Below are 19,681 nucleotides of genomic sequence, written 5' to 3'. Positions count from 1 at the left end.
AGGCGGTAGGGCTGCAGAATGCCCGCCGCCCGCTTGGCTTTGTCATTGGTGAAATTCTGCATCGACCACGATCACATCTGCAACTGACGCGCAGGGTGATGGCAATGCGGGCCCCATCAAACCGACTTCGCGTCATCTTGTAATGGATGATCAAATGACACTTCCCGACCCAATGCCTTCGGTTGACGACCTGAAGGCTCAAGCCAAGCGATTGCGATCGCAGCTTGCCGTTATGAACACGCCCGTCTCTCATTCTCAGTCGCTAGAGCTTTTGGCCCAGCAAATGGGGCTGCGTGACTGGAACACTCTACAGGCCCACGCCTCGGCCATGTCCAATCACCGCCCGCCTTGGGCAGTGGGGGACTTTGTGCGGGGGCGCTATCTGGACCAGCCTTGCTCTGGGCGCATCTTGTCGCTGACCGCGATTGCGGGTGGGCGGTTCCGTATGTCCCTGCATCTGGACGAGGCCGTGGACGTCGTGACGTTCCAAAGCTTCTCGTCTTACCGCCAGCGCATCAATGCCACGGTGGATAGTCACGGGGTGAGCGTGGGTAAGCGCTCTGACGGGGTGCCGCATCTGGTGCTCCAAAGTTAGCGACTAAGTCGTTGAGGGTTGAAAAGCCGTGTGAGGGCGACTTCACGCGGCTTTTCGCCGTTTGGGCTGTGGATAACTTGCGCCGCGAATCAAAATGGGCTCAAAAGGGGGTGATTCGGATGGGATTTCATGGGCGTTGCATGGGATTTTACCTAAAAAGCCGAATTTCGTGGGAATTTATGGGAAAAACCTCAAAAAATTTGAACCACTACATTTAGTAGGTGCTCACGCCCACGTTACAAATTGAGCCAAATATTACACCTATTTCAAGGTGGAGAGTGACGTGGGGAACACTCATTCCCATCCTGTCCCGTAAAAACCCATTGATTACCATATGGTCCCATGGCACAAAGTTCTCACGATAGAGACGGCAACTAAAAAACAAGGGGCAACTAAGAACCCCAAGGCGACCAAAAGGTTTCATACAGGCACCGACTTTATCTAACGACGTTTGACCCTGCGCGAGCAGACATCCCCCCAGGTGGCGCGGGTCAAACACCTCCCTAAACGGGAACGAGGGCGGCGAGTTGATCAGTGGCAGCAGATCAACTTGCCGTTTTCCGTTTTAGGACCCGAAAGTTAGAAAGGTGGCGCGGACAGTGGCACAACGGTTCAGAGGTGAAGGCGTCCATAAAGTGGACAGCAAGGGCAGGGTCTCAATCCCAGCCCTGTTTCGCCGTGTTCTGGAAGCCTCTGACCCCGATTGGACCGATGGTCTGAATCCCAACGTCGTCATTGTGTACGGCGGCAAAAATCAAAATTACCTTGAGGCCTACACCCTAGAGGCCATTCAAGAAGTCGACGATAAAATCGCACGTTTGCCGCGTGGCTCCAAGCAGCGTCGCGCGCTGGAGCACATCTTCAACTCGCAATCCTTGCCTACGCAAACTGACGACACCGGTCGTTTGGTTCTTCCCGCCAAGCTGCGTGAGAAGATCGGCATCACAGGCGAGGCTAAATTCGTGGCCATGGGCGATACGTTCCAAATTTGGGCACCAGATGCCTTCGATGATCGCAATTCTGACATCGAAGACTGGCTCGAAGAGCAGGGCGAGGACTTTGATCCGCTCGAATTGCTGGAGATGGCACCAGAGCCATCCGCCGCGGAGTAGCTGATGTCTACTAAAGTGCCGCGTGAAACAAACCCCGATGCGCCGCACCTGCCGGTTCTTATTGATGCAATCTTGGACAATGTAGCGCCGCAAGGCGTTTGGGTCGATGGCACCTTTGGCGCTGGCGGCTATACCAAGGCATTCCTTGATAAAGGTGCGAGTGTCATTGCGATTGACCGTGACCCGCTGGTGTTTGAGATGGCGGCAGATTGGGCGGCGAATTACCCGAACCTGACGTTGAAGCGCGGCACATTCTCCGAACTGGACGAACTTGCTGGCGAATTAGTTGACGGCGTGGTCTTGGATCTTGGCGTCTCCTCCATGCAGCTAGATCAGGCCGAGCGCGGCTTCTCCTTCCTGCGCGACGGCCCGCTGGATATGCGCATGGGTCAGGAAGGGCTAAGTGCCGCTGATCTGGTCAATGATGGCTCCGAGGTCTTGCTGGCCGACATTCTGTTTCAATACGGCGAAGAACGCGCCTCACGCCGCATCGCCAAAGCGATAATTGCTGCACGTCCCATCACCACAACGGCCAAACTGGTCGAGGTGATCGAGAGCGTTTTGCCCCAAGGTAACCCAAGTAAAAGCCATCCCGCGACCCGCAGCTTTCAAGCATTGCGCATCGCGGTGAATGACGAATTTGGTCAACTCATAAGTGGGTTAGAGGCCGCGGAGCGCGCCTTGAAGCCGGGCGGCGAGTTGGCCGTTGTGACCTTTCATTCTCTGGAAGATCGCATCGTGAAGAAATACCTCCAAGCCCGCGCTGGTAAAACCGGCGGGGGGTCGCGCTACGCACCTGAACAACAGGTCGACGCGCCGACATTTGAGCTGATCACCCGCAAAGCGGTGACGGCTGACAAGGACGAGCTGGCGCTTAACCCGCGTTCGCGCTCGGCCAAACTCAGAGTGGGACGGCGTACCGACGCCCCCGCTGCAGACAAGGGGCGGGCCGGATTGGGCCTTCCGAAACTGACAGGACAGGAGCTTTTGTAATGCGTGGACTATTTTATACAGTGTCGGCCCTTGCGGTCATGGGGCTTGGATACTGGGCCTATTACGAGAATTACGAGACACAAGATGCGCTTCGCACGGCCTCCGCGTTGCAAAGTGAAATCGGGTCTTCGCGCGAAACCATGTCGGTATTGGCCGCTGAATGGGCTTACTTGAACCGCCCAGAGCGCCTGCGCGATTTGGCAGATTTGAACTTCCCTGACTTGGAGTTGCTACCGATTACGCCGGACCAATTTGGCGATGTGGCCCAAGTGACCTTCAAGGGGCCGGAAGTCGAATTCGACCCTAACGATCTAAACGGTGCCGTCGATGTGCGCGGCAACTATCTGGCTGAGGACGGAGAGCAATATCCATGATCCGCACCCCGCTGCGCCCCTTGGCGCGAATTCTGCATGCAAGACAGAAGGGCGAAAACCCAGATAAGATCGAGCGCGACAACATTCGCGCCCGTCATGAGGAAATGCGCGACAAGATGCGCCAACGTGCTGAAAGCCGTCTGCTGTTTGTGGGCGTGTTTTTCGTTATTGCCTTCATGCTTGTCGGCGCACGTATGACAGAATTGGCCTCGACCGAGGCAGTGGAGCCTCAGGCCTCCGCGTCTGGCGCTAAGATTGTGGCGCAACGCTCTGATATTGTTGATCGAAATGGCCGTGTTCTAGCGACTAATCTGATCACAAATTCCCTTTACGCCCAACCTCATCTGATGATCGAACCGGAACGCGCCGCCAATGAGCTGGTCGCCATCTTCCCCGATCTCGATCTGGAGCGCTTGAAAAAAGATTTCACTGGTTCGCGTAAGTTCCTTTGGATCAAGAAAAAACTTAGCCCAGAGCAGCTGCAAGCCGTGCACGAAATTGGCGATCCAGGCCTGTTGTTTGGGCCACGCGAAATGCGCCTCTATCCTAATGGCAAACTCGCAGCTCACGTTCTAGGTGGTGCGAGCTTCGGGCGCGAAGGTGTTCATTCGGCTGAAGTAATCGGCACCGCCGGCGTTGAGAAGTCTTTCGACGAATTCCTGCGCGACCCAGCTATGGACGGCGCACCTCTTCGTCTGTCTCTCGACATGACGATCCAAGCGGCCTCGCGTCAGGTGCTTGAGGGCGGCATGAAGCTGATGAACGCCAAAGGTGCGACCAGCATTTTGATGGATGTGCACACAGGCGAGGTCGTCTCGATGATCTCCTTGCCGGACTTCGACCCCAACACTCGCCCCAATGGTCTGATCAAGGGCGACCCGTCTGACAGCCCGCTCTTCAACCGTGCGGTTCAAGGCGTGTATGAGCTTGGCTCAACCTTCAAGATTTTCGCAGCCGCGCAAGCATTGGAAGTTGGATTGGTCAATCCAAACACCATGATCAACACCAAAGGCCCAATGCAAAAAGGCCGCCACAGAATTCGCGACTTCCACGACTATGGCCCAGCCCTGAGCGTGACGGATATTATCGTGAAGTCGTCCAACATCGGCACGGCGCGGATGGCGCTGGACATCGGCGCGAAACGTCAAAAGGAATTCCTCAACTCGCTCGGTTTCTTTGAGCCTACTCCGGTAGAGCTGGTCGAAGCCCCCGGCGCTAAGCCTTTGTTGCCAAAACGTTGGGCCGACATTCACACGATGACAGTCTCCTACGGCCACGGCATGGCCGCCAGCCCACTGCATCTTGCCGCCGCCTATTCGACAATGGTGAACGGCGGCACACTTGTGAAGCCCACGTTGCTGAAGCAAGAGGGCATTGAGAAAGGCCCACGCGTCATCTCAGAGCGCACATCTGCGCAAGCACGCTCCATGCTGCGCCAAGTCGTGCAACGCGGCACTGCGTCTTTCGCACGTGTTGAGGGCTACGAGGTTGGCGGCAAGACCGGCACCGCAGATAAGCCGAAGCGTCGCGGCGGCTACCATAAGGATAAGGTCATTGCGACATTCGCGTCTGCCTTCCCGATGAGTGACCCTAAATACGTGCTGATCGTCACCTTGGATGAGCCATCCGAAAACTCCGGCAAAAAGCCGCGCCGCACGGCAGGTTGGACCGCTGTTCCGGTGGCCGCTGAAATGATCCGTCGCACCGCACCCCTTTTGGGCTTGCGGCCAGCGCTTGATCGCGGTGAATTAAGCCGAGTTGTAAACACAGCGTCCCGCTAGGTCTCGAACCTCTTGGGGCGAGACCAATCCGAGGGGCAATATGGCACGCACACGCGCAAGCCTGAATGAATTGGGGCTCACCGCTCAAGGTGGGGCCGAGGCTGAAGTTACAGGCCTGTCGGTGGACAGCCGCCTTGTGAAGCCCGGGCATTTGTTCGCGGCATTGCCCGGCTCAAACGTCCACGGCGCGGAGTTCATCCAATACGCCTTGCGCATGGAGGCAGGCGCGATCCTGACCGACCTCAAGGGCGCGGACATCGCCGCCGAAGAAATCGCCGCCTCCGGTGCGGCGCTCATCGTCACAGAAGACCCGCGCCAAGCATTGTCCTACGCAGCCGCCCTTTGGTACGGTGCGCAGCCCAGCTCTATGGTGGCGGTTACGGGCACCAACGGCAAAACCTCCGTGGCCAGCTTTACCCGTCAAATTTGGCTGGAAATGGGGCTGGATGCCGTGAACTTCGGCACCGCCGGTGTCGAGGGCGCATTCACCGCCCCCATGACCCACACCACGCCAGAGCCGATCACGCTACATAAGCTTTTGTCCGAAATGGCCGGCCAAGGCATCACCCACGCAGCGATGGAGGCGTCTTCCCACGGGCTAGAACAACGCCGTCTCGACGGGGTTCACCTGATCGCCGCTGCTTTCACGAACTTCACCCAAGACCACCTCGACTACCACGCCACCTTCCACGAGTACTTCAACGCCAAGGCGGGCCTGTTCCGCCGCGTGTTGGCGCAGGACGGTGTGGCGGTGATCAACATGGATGATCCCAAAGGGGCCGATATGGCCGCCATCGCCAATGAACGCGGGCATCGTTTGTTACGCGTCGGGGGCGGCGATAGCTGCGACCTACAACTCCTTGGCCAACGATTTGACGCAACTGGCCAAGACCTGCGCTTCTCCTTCAACGGGGATGTGCACCAAGCCCGCCTTGATCTGATCGGCGGCTTCCAAGCCTCCAACGTCATGGTCGCCGCTGGTTTGGCTATCGGGGCAGGGGCCAAGCCCGAGGACGTGTTCCAAACCTTGCCAATGCTGACAACCGTGCGTGGCCGAATGCAAAAGGCTGCAACCCGCGCCAATGGTGCGGCGGTGTTTGTCGATTACGCCCATACGCCGGACGCGCTTGCCACGGCCCTCAAAGCCATGCGCCCGCATGTGATGGGTCGCCTTGTGGTGGTCTTTGGCGCAGGCGGGGACCGCGACACGGGCAAGCGCCCGCTCATGGGGGCGGCTGCGCGCGAGCATGCGGATGTGGTCTTCGTGACCGATGATAATCCACGCTCCGAAGAGCCGGCAGCCATTCGCGCCGCGATCATGGAAGCTGTGCCAAATGCCACCGAAGTGGGCGACCGCGCGGAGGCCATTTTGCGCGGCATTGACGCGCTCGGCGCAGGAGATACGCTCCTGATTGCTGGTAAGGGCCATGAGACAGGTCAGATAGTTGGCGACGATGTGCTGCCCTTTGATGATGTGGAACAAGCAAGCGTGGCCGTCGCCGCGCTGGAGGAATTGCTATGACGCTCTGGACATCTGACGAGGCGGTCGTTGCCACAGGCGGCACATCTGCCACCGGTTGGGAGGCCACAGGCGTCTCAATTGATACGCGCACGCTAGAGGCAGGCGATATGTTCGTGGCCCTCAAGGACATCCGCGATGGGCATGACTTCGTGGCCCAAGCGCTTGAGAAAGGCGCAGGCTGCGCTTTGGTGTCCCGCATTCCCGATGGCGTGCCTGCGGACGCTCCTTTGCTGGTTGTTGACGATGTTTTAACGGGGCTTGAGGCCTTGGGACGCGCTGCACGCGCCCGCACGGATGCTCGCGTGATCGGTGTCACTGGCTCTGTCGGGAAAACCTCTACCAAGGAAATGTTGCGCACGGCGCTTGCTGGACAAGGTGCGGTGCATGCAGCTGAGAAAAGCTACAACAACCACTGGGGCGTGCCCCTGACCTTGGCGCGGATGCCACGCGACACGGATTTCGCGGTGATCGAGATCGGCATGAATCACCCCGGCGAGATAGCGCCGCTCGCCAAAATGGCCCGCCCACATGTGGCGATGATCACCATCGTCGCACCTGCGCATTTGGAAGCCTTCGCAAACGTCGAAGAAATCGCCTTTGAGAAGGCCGCGATCTTTGAGGGCCTAGAGGACGGCGGCGCGGCGGTCATCAACGCCGATTTGCCGACAACCGAGTTGTTGCTGTCCAAAGCGCCCCCCAAGCGAGAGACTTTTGGCGAGGCGGAAAATGCCGACTGGCATCTGGTTGAGGCCACCTCTGGCGATGCCTCCACCGTATGCCGCGCAAGCCATGACGGCACACCATTGATATTCAAGCTTGGCGCTCCGGGCAGGCACTTCGCGATGAACGGTCTGGCTTGTCTGGCCGCTGCTGTTGCTGCGGGTGCAGATCTGGGCCGTGCGGCGATTGAATTGAGCAAGTGGGCACCGCCCTCGGGCCGCGGCCAGCGCAAGTTTATTCACCTTGATGCGCAAATGCCGGAGCAGGGGATCGACCTGTTTGATGACGCGTATAACGCCAACCCCGCGTCCGTTGGCGCGGCGTTGGATGTGCTGGCCTCGGCCTCGCCGCCCGATGATGCGGGCCGCCGCGTGGCTATTCTTGGCGATATGAAAGAACTGGGTGCTACGGAAAACGAACTGCATGCTGGTTTTGCAACTCACCCAGCGATGGATGACATCGGGCAGGTCCATTGCGTAGGCCCGTTGATGAAGCATCTTTATGACGCGCTTCCCGCCTCCAAGCAGGGCCTTTGGGCCGCGACAAGTGCCGAGCTGGCGGATAGCCCCTTGGCTTTGGTCCGCGCGGGCGATGTGGTCATGGCAAAGGGATCTTTATCGATGAAAATGGCTCTGATCGTTGACGCCATCGAAAATTTGGGCCAAGCCGTAGCTAATAAATAAGAGGGACACCGCTACATGTTGTATTGGCTCACCGCATTCTCAGATGGCGGCGATATCTTTAACCTGTTTCGTTATATCACTTTTCGTGCAGGTGGGGCGTTCTTCACAGCGCTGATTTTTGGCTTCATGTTTGGTCAGCCCTTGATCAACTTGCTCAAGCGCAAGCAACGCAATGGCCAACCCATTCGCGATGACGGCCCGGAAAGCCACATCCTGACCAAGCAAGGCACGCCAACCATGGGCGGGGTGCTGATCTTGGGCGCGCTGATCTTGTCCACGCTGATGTGGGCGCGGCTTGATAACGGCTTTGTTTGGATCGTGCTTTTGGTGACCATTGGCTTTGGCGCTATCGGTTTTGTGGATGACTATGCGAAGGTGACCTCCAATTCCCACGCGGGCCTTTCTGCGCGCATCCGGCTGATCCTTGGGTTCATCATCGCGGGGATCGCGGGCTATTTCGCGACGACTTTGCATCCTGACAGCTTGGTCAATCAATTGGCTTTGCCGGTCTACAAGGACACTCTTGTTAACTTGGGCTTCATGTTCATTCCCTTCGCAATGATCGTGATTGTGGGGGCCGCGAACTCGGTCAATCTCACGGACGGCCTTGATGGGTTGGCCATCATGCCGGTGATGATTGCTGCGGCGACTATGGGCGTGATTGCTTACGCTGTGGGCCGCGTCGACTTCACCGACTATCTTGGCCTGCACTATGTGCCGGGCACGGGCGAGCTGTTGATCTTCATGGCGGGCCTCATCGGCGGCGGGCTTGGCTTTCTTTGGTATAACGCCCCGCCGGCTGCGGTCTTCATGGGCGACACGGGGTCTTTGGCCTTGGGCGGCGGGCTTGGCACGGTTGCGGTGCTGACTAAGCACGAGTTGGTTATGGCCATCGTTGGCGGCTTGTTCGTGGTTGAGACCATGTCGGTGATCATCCAAGTGCTGTACTTCAAGAAAACCGGCAAACGGGTCTTCTTGATGGCGCCAATTCATCACCACTTCGAGAAGAAGGGCTGGGCCGAGCCGCAAATCGTGATCCGTTTCTGGATCATCTCGCTGATCCTCGCAATGATCGGCCTTGCGACCTTGAAGGTACGATGAAAACGGCTCTCGTCACTGGCGGCAATCGCGGGGTCGGTAAGGCCATCGCGATGGGGCTGCGTGACGCAGGGCTAAAGGTAGTCATAGGTGCGCGGGACGCCAAAGGCGGGCGTCAGGTGGCGGATGAGTTGGGGGTCGATTTCAAACACCTAGACCTCAACGATACTGCCTCGATCAACGCAGCGAAGGTGTGGCTTCCTGACGTGGATGTGCTGGTCAACAACGCGGGCATCCTTGAGGAGGTCGCATTGTTGGACGAGGGCACGAATTTCGCGCGGTCCCTGCAAATCATGCTCAACGCCCCTTATGAGCTTATCCGCGCCGCCGCATCCGGCATGCGCGATAGGGGTTACGGGCGTATCGTGAACCTGTCCTCCGATTGGGGCAGTTTCAAAGAGGGCTTCGGTGGTGGTGGCGGTTATGCGGTGGCAAAGGCTGCCTTGAACGCGTTGACTCTACGGGCCAGTCAGGAACTTCCCGATACAATTAAGATCAACGCAATGTGTCCAGGATGGGTGCAAACCCGAATGGGTGGGGAGGGGGCGACACGGTCCCCCGAAGAGGCTGCGAAAACGGCAATCTGGCTCGCCACTTTGGACGCTGACGGACCAACAGGCGGATTTTTCCGCGATAAGAAACCAATGGAGTGGTAGCAAATGCCTCACGCTGAAATCAAATATAGTGCGGATATGAACCTTGATACACAGGCCATGATGGGCCTGATCGAGACCACAATCAGCAACCACGATAGCGGGGCGGGCGCGGTCAAATCCCGCGCTTACCGCATCGAGGATTACCGCCACACCCATGTTATCATCAACATCACCGTGCTGCCCAAGGCGCATCGCGATGCGGAGTTCATGAACGCCTTGCTGAATGATCTGTCTTCAGGGCTGAAGGCCATGATCGATCAAGCCTGCGCCTTCTCGCTAGAGCTGCATTTCAACGGGGCTTACTACGCGACTGACGATCTGAAAGGGCCCGCCACATGATCCCCGTTCAGGGGTTTTCGGGCGCAACTGTCGCCGTATTGGGCCTCGGGCGTTCCGGCTTATCTGCTGCGCGCGCACTGCGGACTGGCAAGGCGAACGTCGTCGTCTGGGACGACAACGAGACTGCCCGCGAGGCTGCCGTATCCGAAGGCTTCACCATCCGCGATCTGGGCAAGCAGGGCGCGCTTGACGGCGTGACCACGCTTATCGTCTCGCCCGGTATCCCGCATCTCTATCCCTCCCCCAACAAGGTCATCCGCGCCGCGTGGGAGGCTGGGGTGCCTGTCGACAACGATATCTCTTTGTTCTTCCGCTCCTTCGCGACATCCGAGTGGGACAATTTCGAGCGCATGCCGAAGGTCATCGCCGTGACCGGATCGAACGGCAAATCCACGACCTCCGCCCTGATCCACCATATCTTCGAGCACGCCCAACGCCCAACTCAGCTTGCGGGCAACATCGGGCGCGGGGTGCTGGATATCGATCCCGCCATCGACGGCGAGGTCGTCGTGTTGGAACTCTCTAGCTACCAAACCGACCTTGCCCGATCCCTCACGCCCGATGTGGCGGTGTTCACCAACCTTAGCCCCGATCATCTGGATCGCCACGACGGTCTGGGCGGTTATTTCGCGGCCAAGCGTCGACTGTTTTCCGAGGGCGGGCCGGACCGTTGCATCATCGGTGTGGACGAGGACGAAGGCTTGTATCTGGCGAACCAAATGGGTGGCAGTGCCACAGATGACCGCGTGATCCGCGTCTCTTCTGGGCGCAAGCTGACGGGCGATGGGTGGAATGTCTTTGCCAAGAAGGGCTTCCTTGCGGAGTGGCGCAAGGGCAAGCAGATGGCCTCGATTGATCTGCGCAAAATTGGGGGGCTACCGGGCGCGCATAACCACCAAAACGCATGTGCGGCCTATGCGGCTTGCCGCACGGCGGGCCTCGCTCCACGTGTGATCGAGGCGGCGTTCCACAGTTTCGCAGGCTTGCCGCATCGCTCCCAATTGGTGGGCGAGGTGGATGGCGTGAAATTCGTCAACGACAGCAAGGCCACCAACGTGGATAGCGCCGCGAAGGCGTTGCAGGCCTTCACCAACATCCGCTGGATTTGTGGCGGGTTGGAGAAGGAGGGCGGCTTGGATGCGCTCTTGCCCCATGTGGGCGGCGTCACCAAGGCCTATGTGATTGGCCGCGAGGCCGCGAGTTTCGCCATGCAGCTGGGCGATTTGCCCCATGAGGTCTGCACCGATATGGCCAGTGCCGTCTCTCACGCCGCCGCAGATGCCGAGGCAGGTGACACGGTCCTTCTGGCCCCAGCCTGCGCCAGTTTCGACCAATACGACAGCTTCGAGAAACGCGGCGACGATTTCATCGCGCAGGTTGAGGGTGTGATGGCAGAGTAAGGCAACTTGCTCGCAATATGGGGGCAATGTCTGAGGTGCGGACGAAGGGTGAATGCGCTGCCGTTGGGCCAATGGCTGCTTTCGGACGCTGAATGATGGATGCTACCTGTGAGAATTGGGGTGTGGCGCCTTGTCTGGGCCACACCCCGCTTCTCAACATTCGCGCATCACACCAATTTTCGCTCAATCAAACTTTGCGCCGTAGCAACGTAACTGTCGGCAATGGGGATTGGCGCGCGGCCCAGTAACGCGCGGCCGGGTGCTTCATCCAAGGTCGGGTTATAGCCCAGCTCTTTGAGGCTTCCTCGCACGTCTGCATCAACCAAGGCGACAAGCCGGATGAACCAATCGGGTGCCTGAAACTTTGGCACCTTTTTGCTGTAAGCTGGGAACGCCTTTTTCAGACAGGTTGCTAATTGCATGATTGAATAGGAATCAAAGCTGGCAATCGTACGTGCGCCAACAACCGAGGGATCAGTCAATGCGGCAACATGCATATGCGCCAAATCACGCACGTCTACGGAATGCATGTGCAAATGCGGCGCAACCGGAATTTCACCGCGCAAGAACCGCTGAAACAACGCACCCGACGTTCCCGGATCGGAATCCAGCAATGGTCCAACGATAAAGCCTGGGTTGATCACGGCCAGCTCAGTTTTTGTCGTCCCTGGCTTCAGAATATCCCAGGCCTTCTGTTCGGCGCGGATTTTGCTTTCCACATATGCATTCACGTCCCCATCCGGATCAGCCCAATCGGATGCGTCCAAATTGCTTGGCCCTGATTTGCCTCGCCCAGGCACAATCGCCGCGATAGATGACGTCAACACGACCCGTTCAACACCCGCGTCTCGGGCCGCACTCAATGCACGCTGTGTGCCTTCGACCGCTGGGGTGATCAGCTCCGCCTTGTCCTTAGGCATGGACGTCACAAAGGGGGATGCTGCGTGAACCAGATAATCCACTCCATTGCAGGCTTCGATCCAACCGGCATCCTTGGTTAGGTCCAGCTCGACAAATTCAAGATGGCTGACATCGCCCCCTGCCTCCTTAATGGCTATTTGGGTCTCCGCGCTGCGCGACGGCGTACGCAAGCTGCCGCGAACCTTATAGCCAGCGCGCAGCAACGCCACCGCAAGATGGCCGCCCAAATATCCTGTGACGCCCGTAAGTAGTACTGTCTTCATTGTCTTCTCCAAGTTTACGAATCTAACAATAATCGTTCATATCGTAAATTCAAGCCAGCGAGATTTGTTTTTGGCAATTGACGTCAGCGCACCGGAAACCGATGTTGGCCCCATGAAAGATCAACGACAAAATCAGATACTCAGCGCCGCGAAGACCCTGTTTTTTGAGCGCGGGCTCCGTGCGACGACGATGGCAGCTATCTCGGAAGCGGCTGGTATTGCCAAACCGACCCTGTACAGCCGTTACAAAGACAAAAACGCAATTTTTCATGCCATGATTGCATCCATACTGAATGACTTATGGGAATTGATGGACGCTGAGTTCTCGAAATCGGGTTCTATTGAATCCCGCCTGACTGCAGCCTTGGTGGCCAAATATTGCGCTGTATTCGATATGCTTCAATCGCCTCATGTCGCCCAAATGATGGAAGACAAGGTCCTGTACGCGGGCCACGCGTTTGAAAAACTTAACACCGACGTGACCAAGCGGATAGAGAGCATGATTTCCGAGGGCGGTTACACGAACCCAAGCGAACTAACGCATCTCATCTTGTCTTGCGCGTTCGGCATTCACAGAAACGCACACACCCGGGAAGACGTCGCTCGTGACATCACAGCCGTGGTTTATGCACTTTTGGCAGCAGCAAAATAATTTTAGCTTTAGATTGGTGTGACGGTCGTTCCCGATAGATCACTAGCGAAAGCGGCCATTTGTCGATGGTGCAGCATCGGTCATTCTGGACTCAAAGCCGCCGTTGGCGAAATCCGAATAGGCTCGGGATTCACCGCCCGTAGGCTGCTTCCCGCTCCGCGTCGCTCACCACATAGGGCTTTACCACCGACCGCCCGTCCTCGCCAAAGAACGGGTTCTTCTTCCATGACCCTGTAATCCGCGCCTTAAGCATGTTGCGGATGGTGTAGGCTGCAAACCGCAGCAAGCTGCCGTGCGGCTTGGGTACGGGGCCCGTTGCGTGGTCGGGTTTGTATTTCACAGTCACGGGTCCCAAGGCATCGCGCTGCGCAATGTTGGCGGCCATGAACCCCACAAACGACATTTTCGGGGTGCCCATCGTGTTGCAGATCGGCGTGTTGCAGCAGGTGGTGTGCCAGCGGTAAAGCCCCTTGGGGGCGAGCTGCAACAGTCCCAACTTGTCCGCGCCAGAGGTGATTTCCACCTGTGATGGTTGGGTCTGGAACAGGTCGGTGCCGCCCATGTTGTCCAATACCTGTGCGCCTTGCTCAAGGTGATGCGCGAAGGCGCGGCAGTCCTTGCAGTAGCACATCGCGTGGTTGCCGCTCGGCGCGTCGGCGTCGTGGATCACGGCTTGGAACTCGCCACATTGGCAGGACACATTCAGGCTTTGGCTCATCGATACGCTCCATTTTGACCCTGTGCAGTTTGGCAACAAGCGGGCAGCCGCGCAATTCCCAAACTTGAGGGTGGATTGCGGGCGTCTTTCCAGTTAACATTGCGGGATAGACCCGAAAAATCGGGCGATTGAGGCAGTTAAGGCGGTAATTCTCATGACTGAGATGGTGTATGGCACCGCTCTGGTGCAACCAGGCGAGCCAATTCTACCCAAATGGTGGCGTACTCTAGATCGCTGGTCGATGACCTGCGTTTTCGCATTGTTTGGCATTGGGCTTTTGTTGGGGTTGGCCGCGTCGCCGCCCTTGGCTGAGAAAAACGGCCTTGATCCGTTCCATTACGTGTCGCGACAGGCATTCTTTGGCACCTTGGCTATGGCGACCATGATCGTGGTGTCGATGATGTCGACCCATCTGGTACGCAGGCTCGCAACCCTTATGTTTCTCGCCACATTGGTGGCGCTGGTTATGTTGCCTGTGTTTGGGACGGACTTCGGCAAGGGGGCCACGCGTTGGTACTCTTTGGGATTTGCCTCTGTGCAGCCGTCCGAGTTTCTTAAGCCAGTGTTTATCGTCACCTCCGCGTGGCTGATCTCTGGGGGGCAGGAAATCAACGGCCCGCCCGGCAAGCTTTATTCCTTTATTCTGACCGTCGTGGTTGTGGGCTTTCTGGCCATGCAGCCCGACTTTGGCCAAGCCTGCTTGATCCTGTTCAGCTGGGGCGTGGTCTACTTCGTGGCCGGCGCGCCGATGGTGTTGCTGGCTGGCATGGCCGGTGCGGTCGTCTTCGCAGGCTTCACCGCTTATTCACTGTCCGAGCACTTCGCGCGCCGTATCGACGGCTTCTTGTCCGCGGAGATCGATCCGACCACGCAGCTGGGCTATGCTACAAACGCCATCCGCGAAGGCGGTTTTTTTGGTGTGGGCGTGGGCGAGGGGTCTGTTAAATGGTCCCTGCCGGATGCGCATACCGACTTCATTATTGCCGTGGCAGCCGAGGAATACGGCCTGGTTATGGTGCTGTCGATCATCGCACTTTATGCAGTTTTCTCGATCCGTTGCTTGCACCGTTTGATGAAAGAGCGTGATCCGTTCACGCGCCTCGCGGGCACGGGCCTTGTGGCCATGTTTGCAATGCAAGCCTTCATCAACATGGGCGTGGCCGTGCGCTTGCTGCCTGCAAAGGGCATGACGCTTCCGTTCGTCTCCAACGGTGGGTCGTCGTTGATTGCGGGCGGTATTGCCCTTGGCATGCTGTTGGCGTTCACACGTCAGCGCCCACAAGACGAGATGCGCGACATTCTTCTTAGCCGTCGGAGCCACTGATGTCTGAAGCCCCACTTCTTGTAATCGCGGCAGGCGGCACGGGCGGGCATATGTTCCCCGCACAGGCCTTAGCCGAGGCGATGTTGGCAAGGGGCTGGCGGGTCAAGCTGTCCACGGATGCACGCGGCGCGCGCTACACGGGCGGCTTCCCCCATTCGGTGCAAATCGAGCAGGTTAAATCCGCAACCTTCGCGCGTGGCGGCATTGCAGGTAAACTGACCGCGCCCTTCAAGCTGGCGGCGGGCGTGATGACGGCCATGATGGCGTTTCGCAAGGATCGCCCATCTGCCGTTGTGGGCTTTGGTGGCTATCCTAGCTTTCCAGCAATCTCTGCCGCGTATCTGATGAAGCTACCCCGTGCCATTCACGAGCAAAACGGCGTGCTGGGGCGGGTGAACAAAGTCTTCGCCAAGCGCGTTGACGCGGTCGCATGCGGCACTTGGCCAACCGATCTGCCCGAAGGGGTGGAGGGGACATTCACCGGAAACCCCGTGCGCGGGGCGGTGTTGGAGCGCGCCTCCGCTGGCTACATCTCGCCCGGAGACTATCCGATGAGCATCGTCGTGATCGGCGGCTCCCAAGGCGCGCGCATCCTTAGCGAAGTCGTGCCAGCCGCAATCGCCGCCTTGCCTGACGCATTGAAAATGCACCTGCGCGTGGCCCACCAAGCCCGTGACGAGGACGCCGAAACCGCCGCTGCGACCTACGCGCAAGCTGGCATCGACGCTGAGGTGCAACCGTTCTTCGAGGACGTGCCCAGCCGCTTTGCCGAGGCGCAACTGGTGATCTCGCGCTCTGGTGCGTCCTCCGTGGCCGATATCTCGGTCATTGGTCGCCCTTCCATTCTTGTGCCATTCGCCGCTGCAACCGCAGACCATCAAACCGCCAATGCGCGTGGGTTGGTTGAGGCGGGGGCAGCCATCATGGTCCCCGAAAGCCAGCTGACGCCTGATGCGTTGGCGGCAAGTATTGAAACCATTCTAACCAACCCCGACGGGGCGCTTCAGATGGTGCATGCGGCTTTATCCGTATCACGCCCTGACGCCACGGAACGGCTGGTAGAAATCGTAGAAACTCTCGCAAAGAAGAGCTCATGAACGCATCCGCTACAAAACTCCCTCTCGAACTTGGCGCCATCCACTTTGTAGGCATCGGCGGCATTGGCATGTCCGGCATCGCCGAAGTGCTGTTGAACCTCGGCTACACGGTCCAAGGCTCTGACATGAAGACCTCCAAGATTACGGACCGCTTGGCCAAGCTTGGCGCTGTGATCTTTGAGGGCCAGCGCGCCGAGAACTTGGAGAACGCCGATGTGGTCGTCATCTCCTCCGCCATCAAGCCCGGCAACGCCGAGCTGGACGAGGCCCGCCTAAAAGGCCTCCCCGTTGTGCGCCGCGCCGAAATGCTGGCCGAGTTGATGCGCCTAAAATCGAACATCGCCGTCGCGGGCACCCACGGCAAAACCACCACCACCACGATGGTCGCGGCGCTGCTGGACGCGGGCAATATCGATCCCACGGTGATCAACGGCGGTATCATCCACGCATACGGCTCCAACGCGCGTGTGGGGCAGGGCGAATGGATGGTGGTCGAGGCCGACGAGAGCGACGGCACCTTCAACCGCCTTCCCGCCACCATCGGCATCGTCACCAACATCGATCCTGAGCATATGGAGCACTGGGGCGACTTCGACACCCTGCGCCAAGGCTTCCTTGATTTCGTCTCCAACATTCCTTTCTACGGGCTCGCCGTTTGTTGCACTGATCACCCCGAGGTGCAGGCGCTGGTGGGCAAAATCACCGACCGCCGTGTGGTGACATTTGGCTTCAACGCGCAGGCCGATGTCCGTGCGATCAACCTGACCTATAAGGCGGGCGTGGCGCATTTCGACATCGCGCTGCAAAACGACGACATGGTGATCGAGGGCTGTTCGCTCCCCATGCCGGGTGATCACAACGTCTCTAACGCGCTAAGTGCGGTCGCAGTGGCGCGGCACTTGGGCATGAAGGCCGAGGAAATCAAAGCCGCACTCGCCAGTTTCGGCGGGGTGAACCGTCGCTTCACCAAGGTGGGCGAGGTAGACGGCGTCACCATCATTGACGACTACGGCCACCACCCAGTGGAAATCGCCGCCGTCCTCAAGGCGGCGCGTCAGGCCACCGAGGGGCGCGTTATCGCGATCCACCAGCCGCACCGCTACTCCCGTCTGCATTCATTGTTCGAGGACTTCTGCTCCTGCTTCAACGACGCCGATGTCGTGGGCATCGCGGATATCTTCGCGGCTGGCGAGGATCCCATTGAGGGCGCAGGCCGCGATGATCTGGTCGCAGGTCTCTTGCGCCACGGGCACCGACACGCTCGTGCCGTGGTGGACGAGGCCGACTTGCTGCGCCTCGTGCGCGAACAGGCCCAAGAAGGCGACATGGTCGTGTTACTTGGCGCGGGTACAATCAGCGCATGGGCGAATGACTTACCCGCACGTCTTAGTGATAAAGGTGGGAAATGACAGACTTCCCTAGAAGTTTCCCTTGCGTCATCTTAAGGGTGTCTGACGCAAAATTACCCAAAGGTTTGGCAGGTTCAGCATGAATATGTCTTTGATAGCGGCTTTCGTATGGGTCATCGCGGCGAATGTGCTCGCGATGCTCCCCAGCAACGACAACCTGTGGCGCAGGGCCTATGTCCTGATCGCCATCGGCGTGCCGCTTCTGGGCTGGGTCACCTACGAGAACGGTCCATGGATCGGGCTGCTATGTCTGGCCGCTGGCTTCTCCATCCTGCGCTGGCCCCTGCGCTACTTGGGCCGCTGGGTGAAACGCAAAACCGTGGGCGAACCTGCGGAGTGATCTGATCTTGCGACGCCCATGCCCTTGGGGCACTGTGGCGGCATATGGATGAAATTTCAGAAATTGTTGATTTCGACAGCCTAAAGGCTTGGCTCGAAGCACGTCCCAAAGAGGACGCCGTTGTCATAGCGCACCGCGCCGCACAGCGCGTGCTGCCTATTGTTTGGCAGGATTTCACGCGAAGGGGTGAGTTGACACCTCTCCCGTTTCTGCGCTGTAATTTAACCTCTGGGGAGGTTTGCTACGCAGGCTCCCCAGAGGTTAAGGCCGCCGCCAATGCCGCCAATGCCGCCGCCAAGGCCGCCGCCGCCGATGCCGCCGCCGCCAATGCCGCCGCCTATGCCGCCTTTTCTGCCGCCAATGCCGCCGCCAATGCCGCCTATGCCTCCGCCAATGCCGCCAATGCCGCCTATGCCGCCGCTGCCTATGCCGCCGATGCCGCCGCAGTTCTTTGGAATAACGTCAGGCAAGATGCAGCATCTTTGACGGCAGGACAAAACCTGAGCACGATTCCTTTATGGGCTGATGACGACAATCCGTTGCAGAAACTCTGGGTCGACCTTGTGCCAGAACTACGCGCGCAATTCACAGGCTCCGAACAGTCCGCACGGGCAGAGGAAGGTATCGATTATTCCTTTTGGATAGATTGGTACGAACGCGCATTAAAAGGCACGGAAACCCGCTGGGAGATGATCGCTAAGATTGCGTTGATAGCGGATGACGTTTGGCAGGGTGATCCCAGCGTTTTGATGGATAAGATCAACGCCATTTGGCAACGCAAAACAGATCAAGGTACTCCAACGTCGCAAGCTGCTGTCGTCGACTTTTCCTTCGATGCTCAGTTACGCTTGATGAAAGCCTCTGGGTTTGATGACGACGCAGCCCATTTGCGCGACCCTGCTAAAGTTCAGTCCTTTCTTGATGACATCGAAGAGATGCGTGATGCGTTTCAAGACTTCTCTGATTTTGCGGCTGAGAAATCGACGCAAACAAATGCGCCACGCGTTCTGTCGATGGGGGCTGATAAGCTACTTAAAGAATTTCAGCGCTGCAAAGATTTAGACCATCTTCGCGCACGCCGGATTTTGACGCTTGGAAAACAAGTTCAAGGACTGTTAGGCGAGGAAGCTAATCGCAAGGAATTGGGCGAGACACTGTCCGAGATGCTCGAAACCGATCTCGAGGCGTTAAATGATGTTTGCCGTAAACATTTTCTTCCTTCGGTTGCGCGACTTGAACCTCTCGATGATTTGGATATGGGCGATGTGCAGCCCGCAGATCTTCTTGTTCGGTTTGAAAAAGCCCTAGAAACGGTTGAACATGCGGACGGTGACAATCTGCAACCGTTGGCCCCCGAAGACCTAACGCTTTTGCGTGATATGCTATCCGAGTTGCGCGATACTGGTGCGTCTTTGGCCGAAGCTCGCTCTGATGAGTATCGTGAGACTACTCGTAAGCGCTTCGCACGTCGCGCAGGTGCGCTTGGCTCCACAATTGGACGCTATGTCCAGAAGGGGTCCGAAGTTGCCAACGACGCAGGCAAGAAGTTCGACGACACAGTCAAACAATACAAGCGGTACGAAACCATCCAAGGACTGCTCGATTGGCTTCAGACCTTCATCAGTGGTGGAGGAGGTTGAGCATCGCGTGAGGTGCATTTGAATGCCACACACCATGCCCGACA

At 58.2% G+C, this 19,681-nt stretch carries 19 protein-coding genes; 17 read left to right on the top strand and 2 right to left on the bottom strand.

Annotated features, from left to right (window positions below):
* Positions 1–154 precede the first annotated feature (154 nt).
* The 11 genes from ABJN86_RS12155 (at position 155) to murD (ending at position 11,273) form a co-directional block, all read left to right on the top strand.
* Complete coding sequence (locus ABJN86_RS12155) at positions 155–595, top strand: glyoxalase superfamily protein (RefSeq protein WP_348367450.1); 441 nt, start codon at positions 155–157, stop codon at positions 593–595.
* Between the two features lie 599 nt (positions 596–1,194).
* Entirely contained in the window at positions 1,195–1,707 is a 513-nt protein-coding gene (mraZ, locus tag ABJN86_RS12150) for a division/cell wall cluster transcriptional repressor MraZ (protein WP_348367448.1), read from the top strand.
* 3 nt (positions 1,708–1,710) lie between these two features.
* Entirely contained in the window at positions 1,711–2,700 is a 990-nt protein-coding gene (gene rsmH, locus ABJN86_RS12145; protein WP_348367447.1) for a 16S rRNA (cytosine(1402)-N(4))-methyltransferase RsmH, read from the top strand.
* Complete coding sequence (locus tag ABJN86_RS12140; protein ID WP_348367446.1) at positions 2,700–3,074, top strand: cell division protein FtsL; 375 nt, start codon at positions 2,700–2,702, stop codon at positions 3,072–3,074. The genes rsmH and ABJN86_RS12140 overlap by 1 nt, the downstream gene beginning before the upstream one ends.
* Positions 3,071–4,855, top strand: coding sequence for a penicillin-binding protein 2 (locus tag ABJN86_RS12135; protein ID WP_348367444.1), 1,785 nt, complete (start codon positions 3,071–3,073; stop codon positions 4,853–4,855). The genes ABJN86_RS12140 and ABJN86_RS12135 overlap by 4 nt, the downstream gene beginning before the upstream one ends.
* Positions 4,856–4,895: 40 nt before the next feature.
* Positions 4,896–6,377 carry a UDP-N-acetylmuramoyl-L-alanyl-D-glutamate--2,6-diaminopimelate ligase gene (locus ABJN86_RS12130; protein WP_348367442.1) on the top strand — a complete coding sequence of 494 codons (1,482 nt, stop codon included), beginning with the start codon at positions 4,896–4,898 and terminating at the stop codon, positions 6,375–6,377.
* Complete coding sequence (gene murF, locus ABJN86_RS12125; RefSeq protein WP_348367440.1) at positions 6,374–7,780, top strand: UDP-N-acetylmuramoyl-tripeptide--D-alanyl-D-alanine ligase; 1,407 nt, start codon at positions 6,374–6,376, stop codon at positions 7,778–7,780. The genes ABJN86_RS12130 and murF overlap by 4 nt, the downstream gene beginning before the upstream one ends.
* A 15-nt stretch (positions 7,781–7,795) precedes the next feature.
* Positions 7,796–8,881: a phospho-N-acetylmuramoyl-pentapeptide-transferase gene (mraY, locus tag ABJN86_RS12120; protein ID WP_348367438.1), complete on the top strand. Its 1,086-nt coding sequence runs from the start codon at positions 7,796–7,798 to the stop codon at positions 8,879–8,881.
* Positions 8,878–9,534 (top strand): SDR family NAD(P)-dependent oxidoreductase, encoded by a 657-nt coding sequence (locus ABJN86_RS12115; protein ID WP_348367437.1) that lies wholly within the window; start codon positions 8,878–8,880, stop codon positions 9,532–9,534. The genes mraY and ABJN86_RS12115 overlap by 4 nt, the downstream gene beginning before the upstream one ends.
* Before the next feature lie 3 nt (positions 9,535–9,537).
* Positions 9,538–9,873, top strand: a complete 336-nt coding sequence (locus ABJN86_RS12110; protein WP_348367436.1) for a hypothetical protein — start codon at positions 9,538–9,540, stop codon at positions 9,871–9,873.
* Positions 9,870–11,273, top strand: coding sequence for a UDP-N-acetylmuramoyl-L-alanine--D-glutamate ligase (gene murD / locus ABJN86_RS12105; protein WP_348367435.1), 1,404 nt, complete (start codon positions 9,870–9,872; stop codon positions 11,271–11,273). The genes ABJN86_RS12110 and murD overlap by 4 nt, the downstream gene beginning before the upstream one ends.
* Before the next feature lie 167 nt (positions 11,274–11,440).
* Here the strand turns inward: murD and ABJN86_RS12100 are convergent, their stop codons facing one another.
* On the bottom strand, positions 11,441–12,457 hold the full coding sequence (locus tag ABJN86_RS12100) for an NAD-dependent epimerase/dehydratase family protein (protein WP_348367433.1): 1,017 nt from the start codon (positions 12,455–12,457) through the stop codon (positions 11,441–11,443).
* A gap of 70 nt (positions 12,458–12,527) precedes the next feature.
* On the opposite strand from ABJN86_RS12100, the gene ABJN86_RS12095 reads away from it, so the two are divergent.
* Positions 12,528–13,109, top strand: a complete 582-nt coding sequence (locus tag ABJN86_RS12095; protein ID WP_348367432.1) for a TetR/AcrR family transcriptional regulator — start codon at positions 12,528–12,530, stop codon at positions 13,107–13,109.
* Positions 13,110–13,239: 130 nt separating this feature from the next.
* Here ABJN86_RS12095 and ABJN86_RS12090 read toward each other — a convergent pair whose 3' ends face one another.
* Positions 13,240–13,827 (bottom strand): DUF6151 family protein, encoded by a 588-nt coding sequence (locus ABJN86_RS12090; RefSeq protein ID WP_348367431.1) that lies wholly within the window; start codon positions 13,825–13,827, stop codon positions 13,240–13,242.
* A gap of 154 nt (positions 13,828–13,981) precedes the next feature.
* Between ABJN86_RS12090 and ftsW the strand changes: the two genes are divergently transcribed.
* The 5 genes from ftsW (at position 13,982) to ABJN86_RS12065 (ending at position 19,637) form a co-directional block, all read left to right on the top strand.
* Complete coding sequence (gene ftsW, locus ABJN86_RS12085; RefSeq protein WP_348367430.1) at positions 13,982–15,151, top strand: putative lipid II flippase FtsW; 1,170 nt, start codon at positions 13,982–13,984, stop codon at positions 15,149–15,151.
* On the top strand, positions 15,151–16,248 hold the full coding sequence (gene murG / locus ABJN86_RS12080) for an undecaprenyldiphospho-muramoylpentapeptide beta-N-acetylglucosaminyltransferase (RefSeq protein WP_348367428.1): 1,098 nt from the start codon (positions 15,151–15,153) through the stop codon (positions 16,246–16,248). Before ftsW ends, murG begins: the two co-directional genes overlap by 1 nt.
* Positions 16,245–17,657, top strand: a complete 1,413-nt coding sequence (gene murC, locus ABJN86_RS12075) for a UDP-N-acetylmuramate--L-alanine ligase (RefSeq protein ID WP_348367426.1) — start codon at positions 16,245–16,247, stop codon at positions 17,655–17,657. Before murG ends, murC begins: the two co-directional genes overlap by 4 nt.
* A 79-nt stretch (positions 17,658–17,736) precedes the next feature.
* Entirely contained in the window at positions 17,737–17,997 is a 261-nt protein-coding gene (locus tag ABJN86_RS12070; protein ID WP_348367424.1) for a DUF2484 family protein, read from the top strand.
* Between the two features lie 44 nt (positions 17,998–18,041).
* On the top strand, positions 18,042–19,637 hold the full coding sequence (locus ABJN86_RS12065) for a hypothetical protein (protein WP_348367422.1): 1,596 nt from the start codon (positions 18,042–18,044) through the stop codon (positions 19,635–19,637).
* Positions 19,638–19,681 lie beyond the last annotated feature (44 nt).

This window comes from Litoreibacter sp., assembly GCF_039974535.1.
Classification (GTDB): Bacteria; Pseudomonadota; Alphaproteobacteria; order Rhodobacterales; family Rhodobacteraceae; genus Litoreibacter.
Note: the sequence above shows the minus strand (reverse complement) of the source record. Positions and strands in the feature narration are given on the sequence as shown.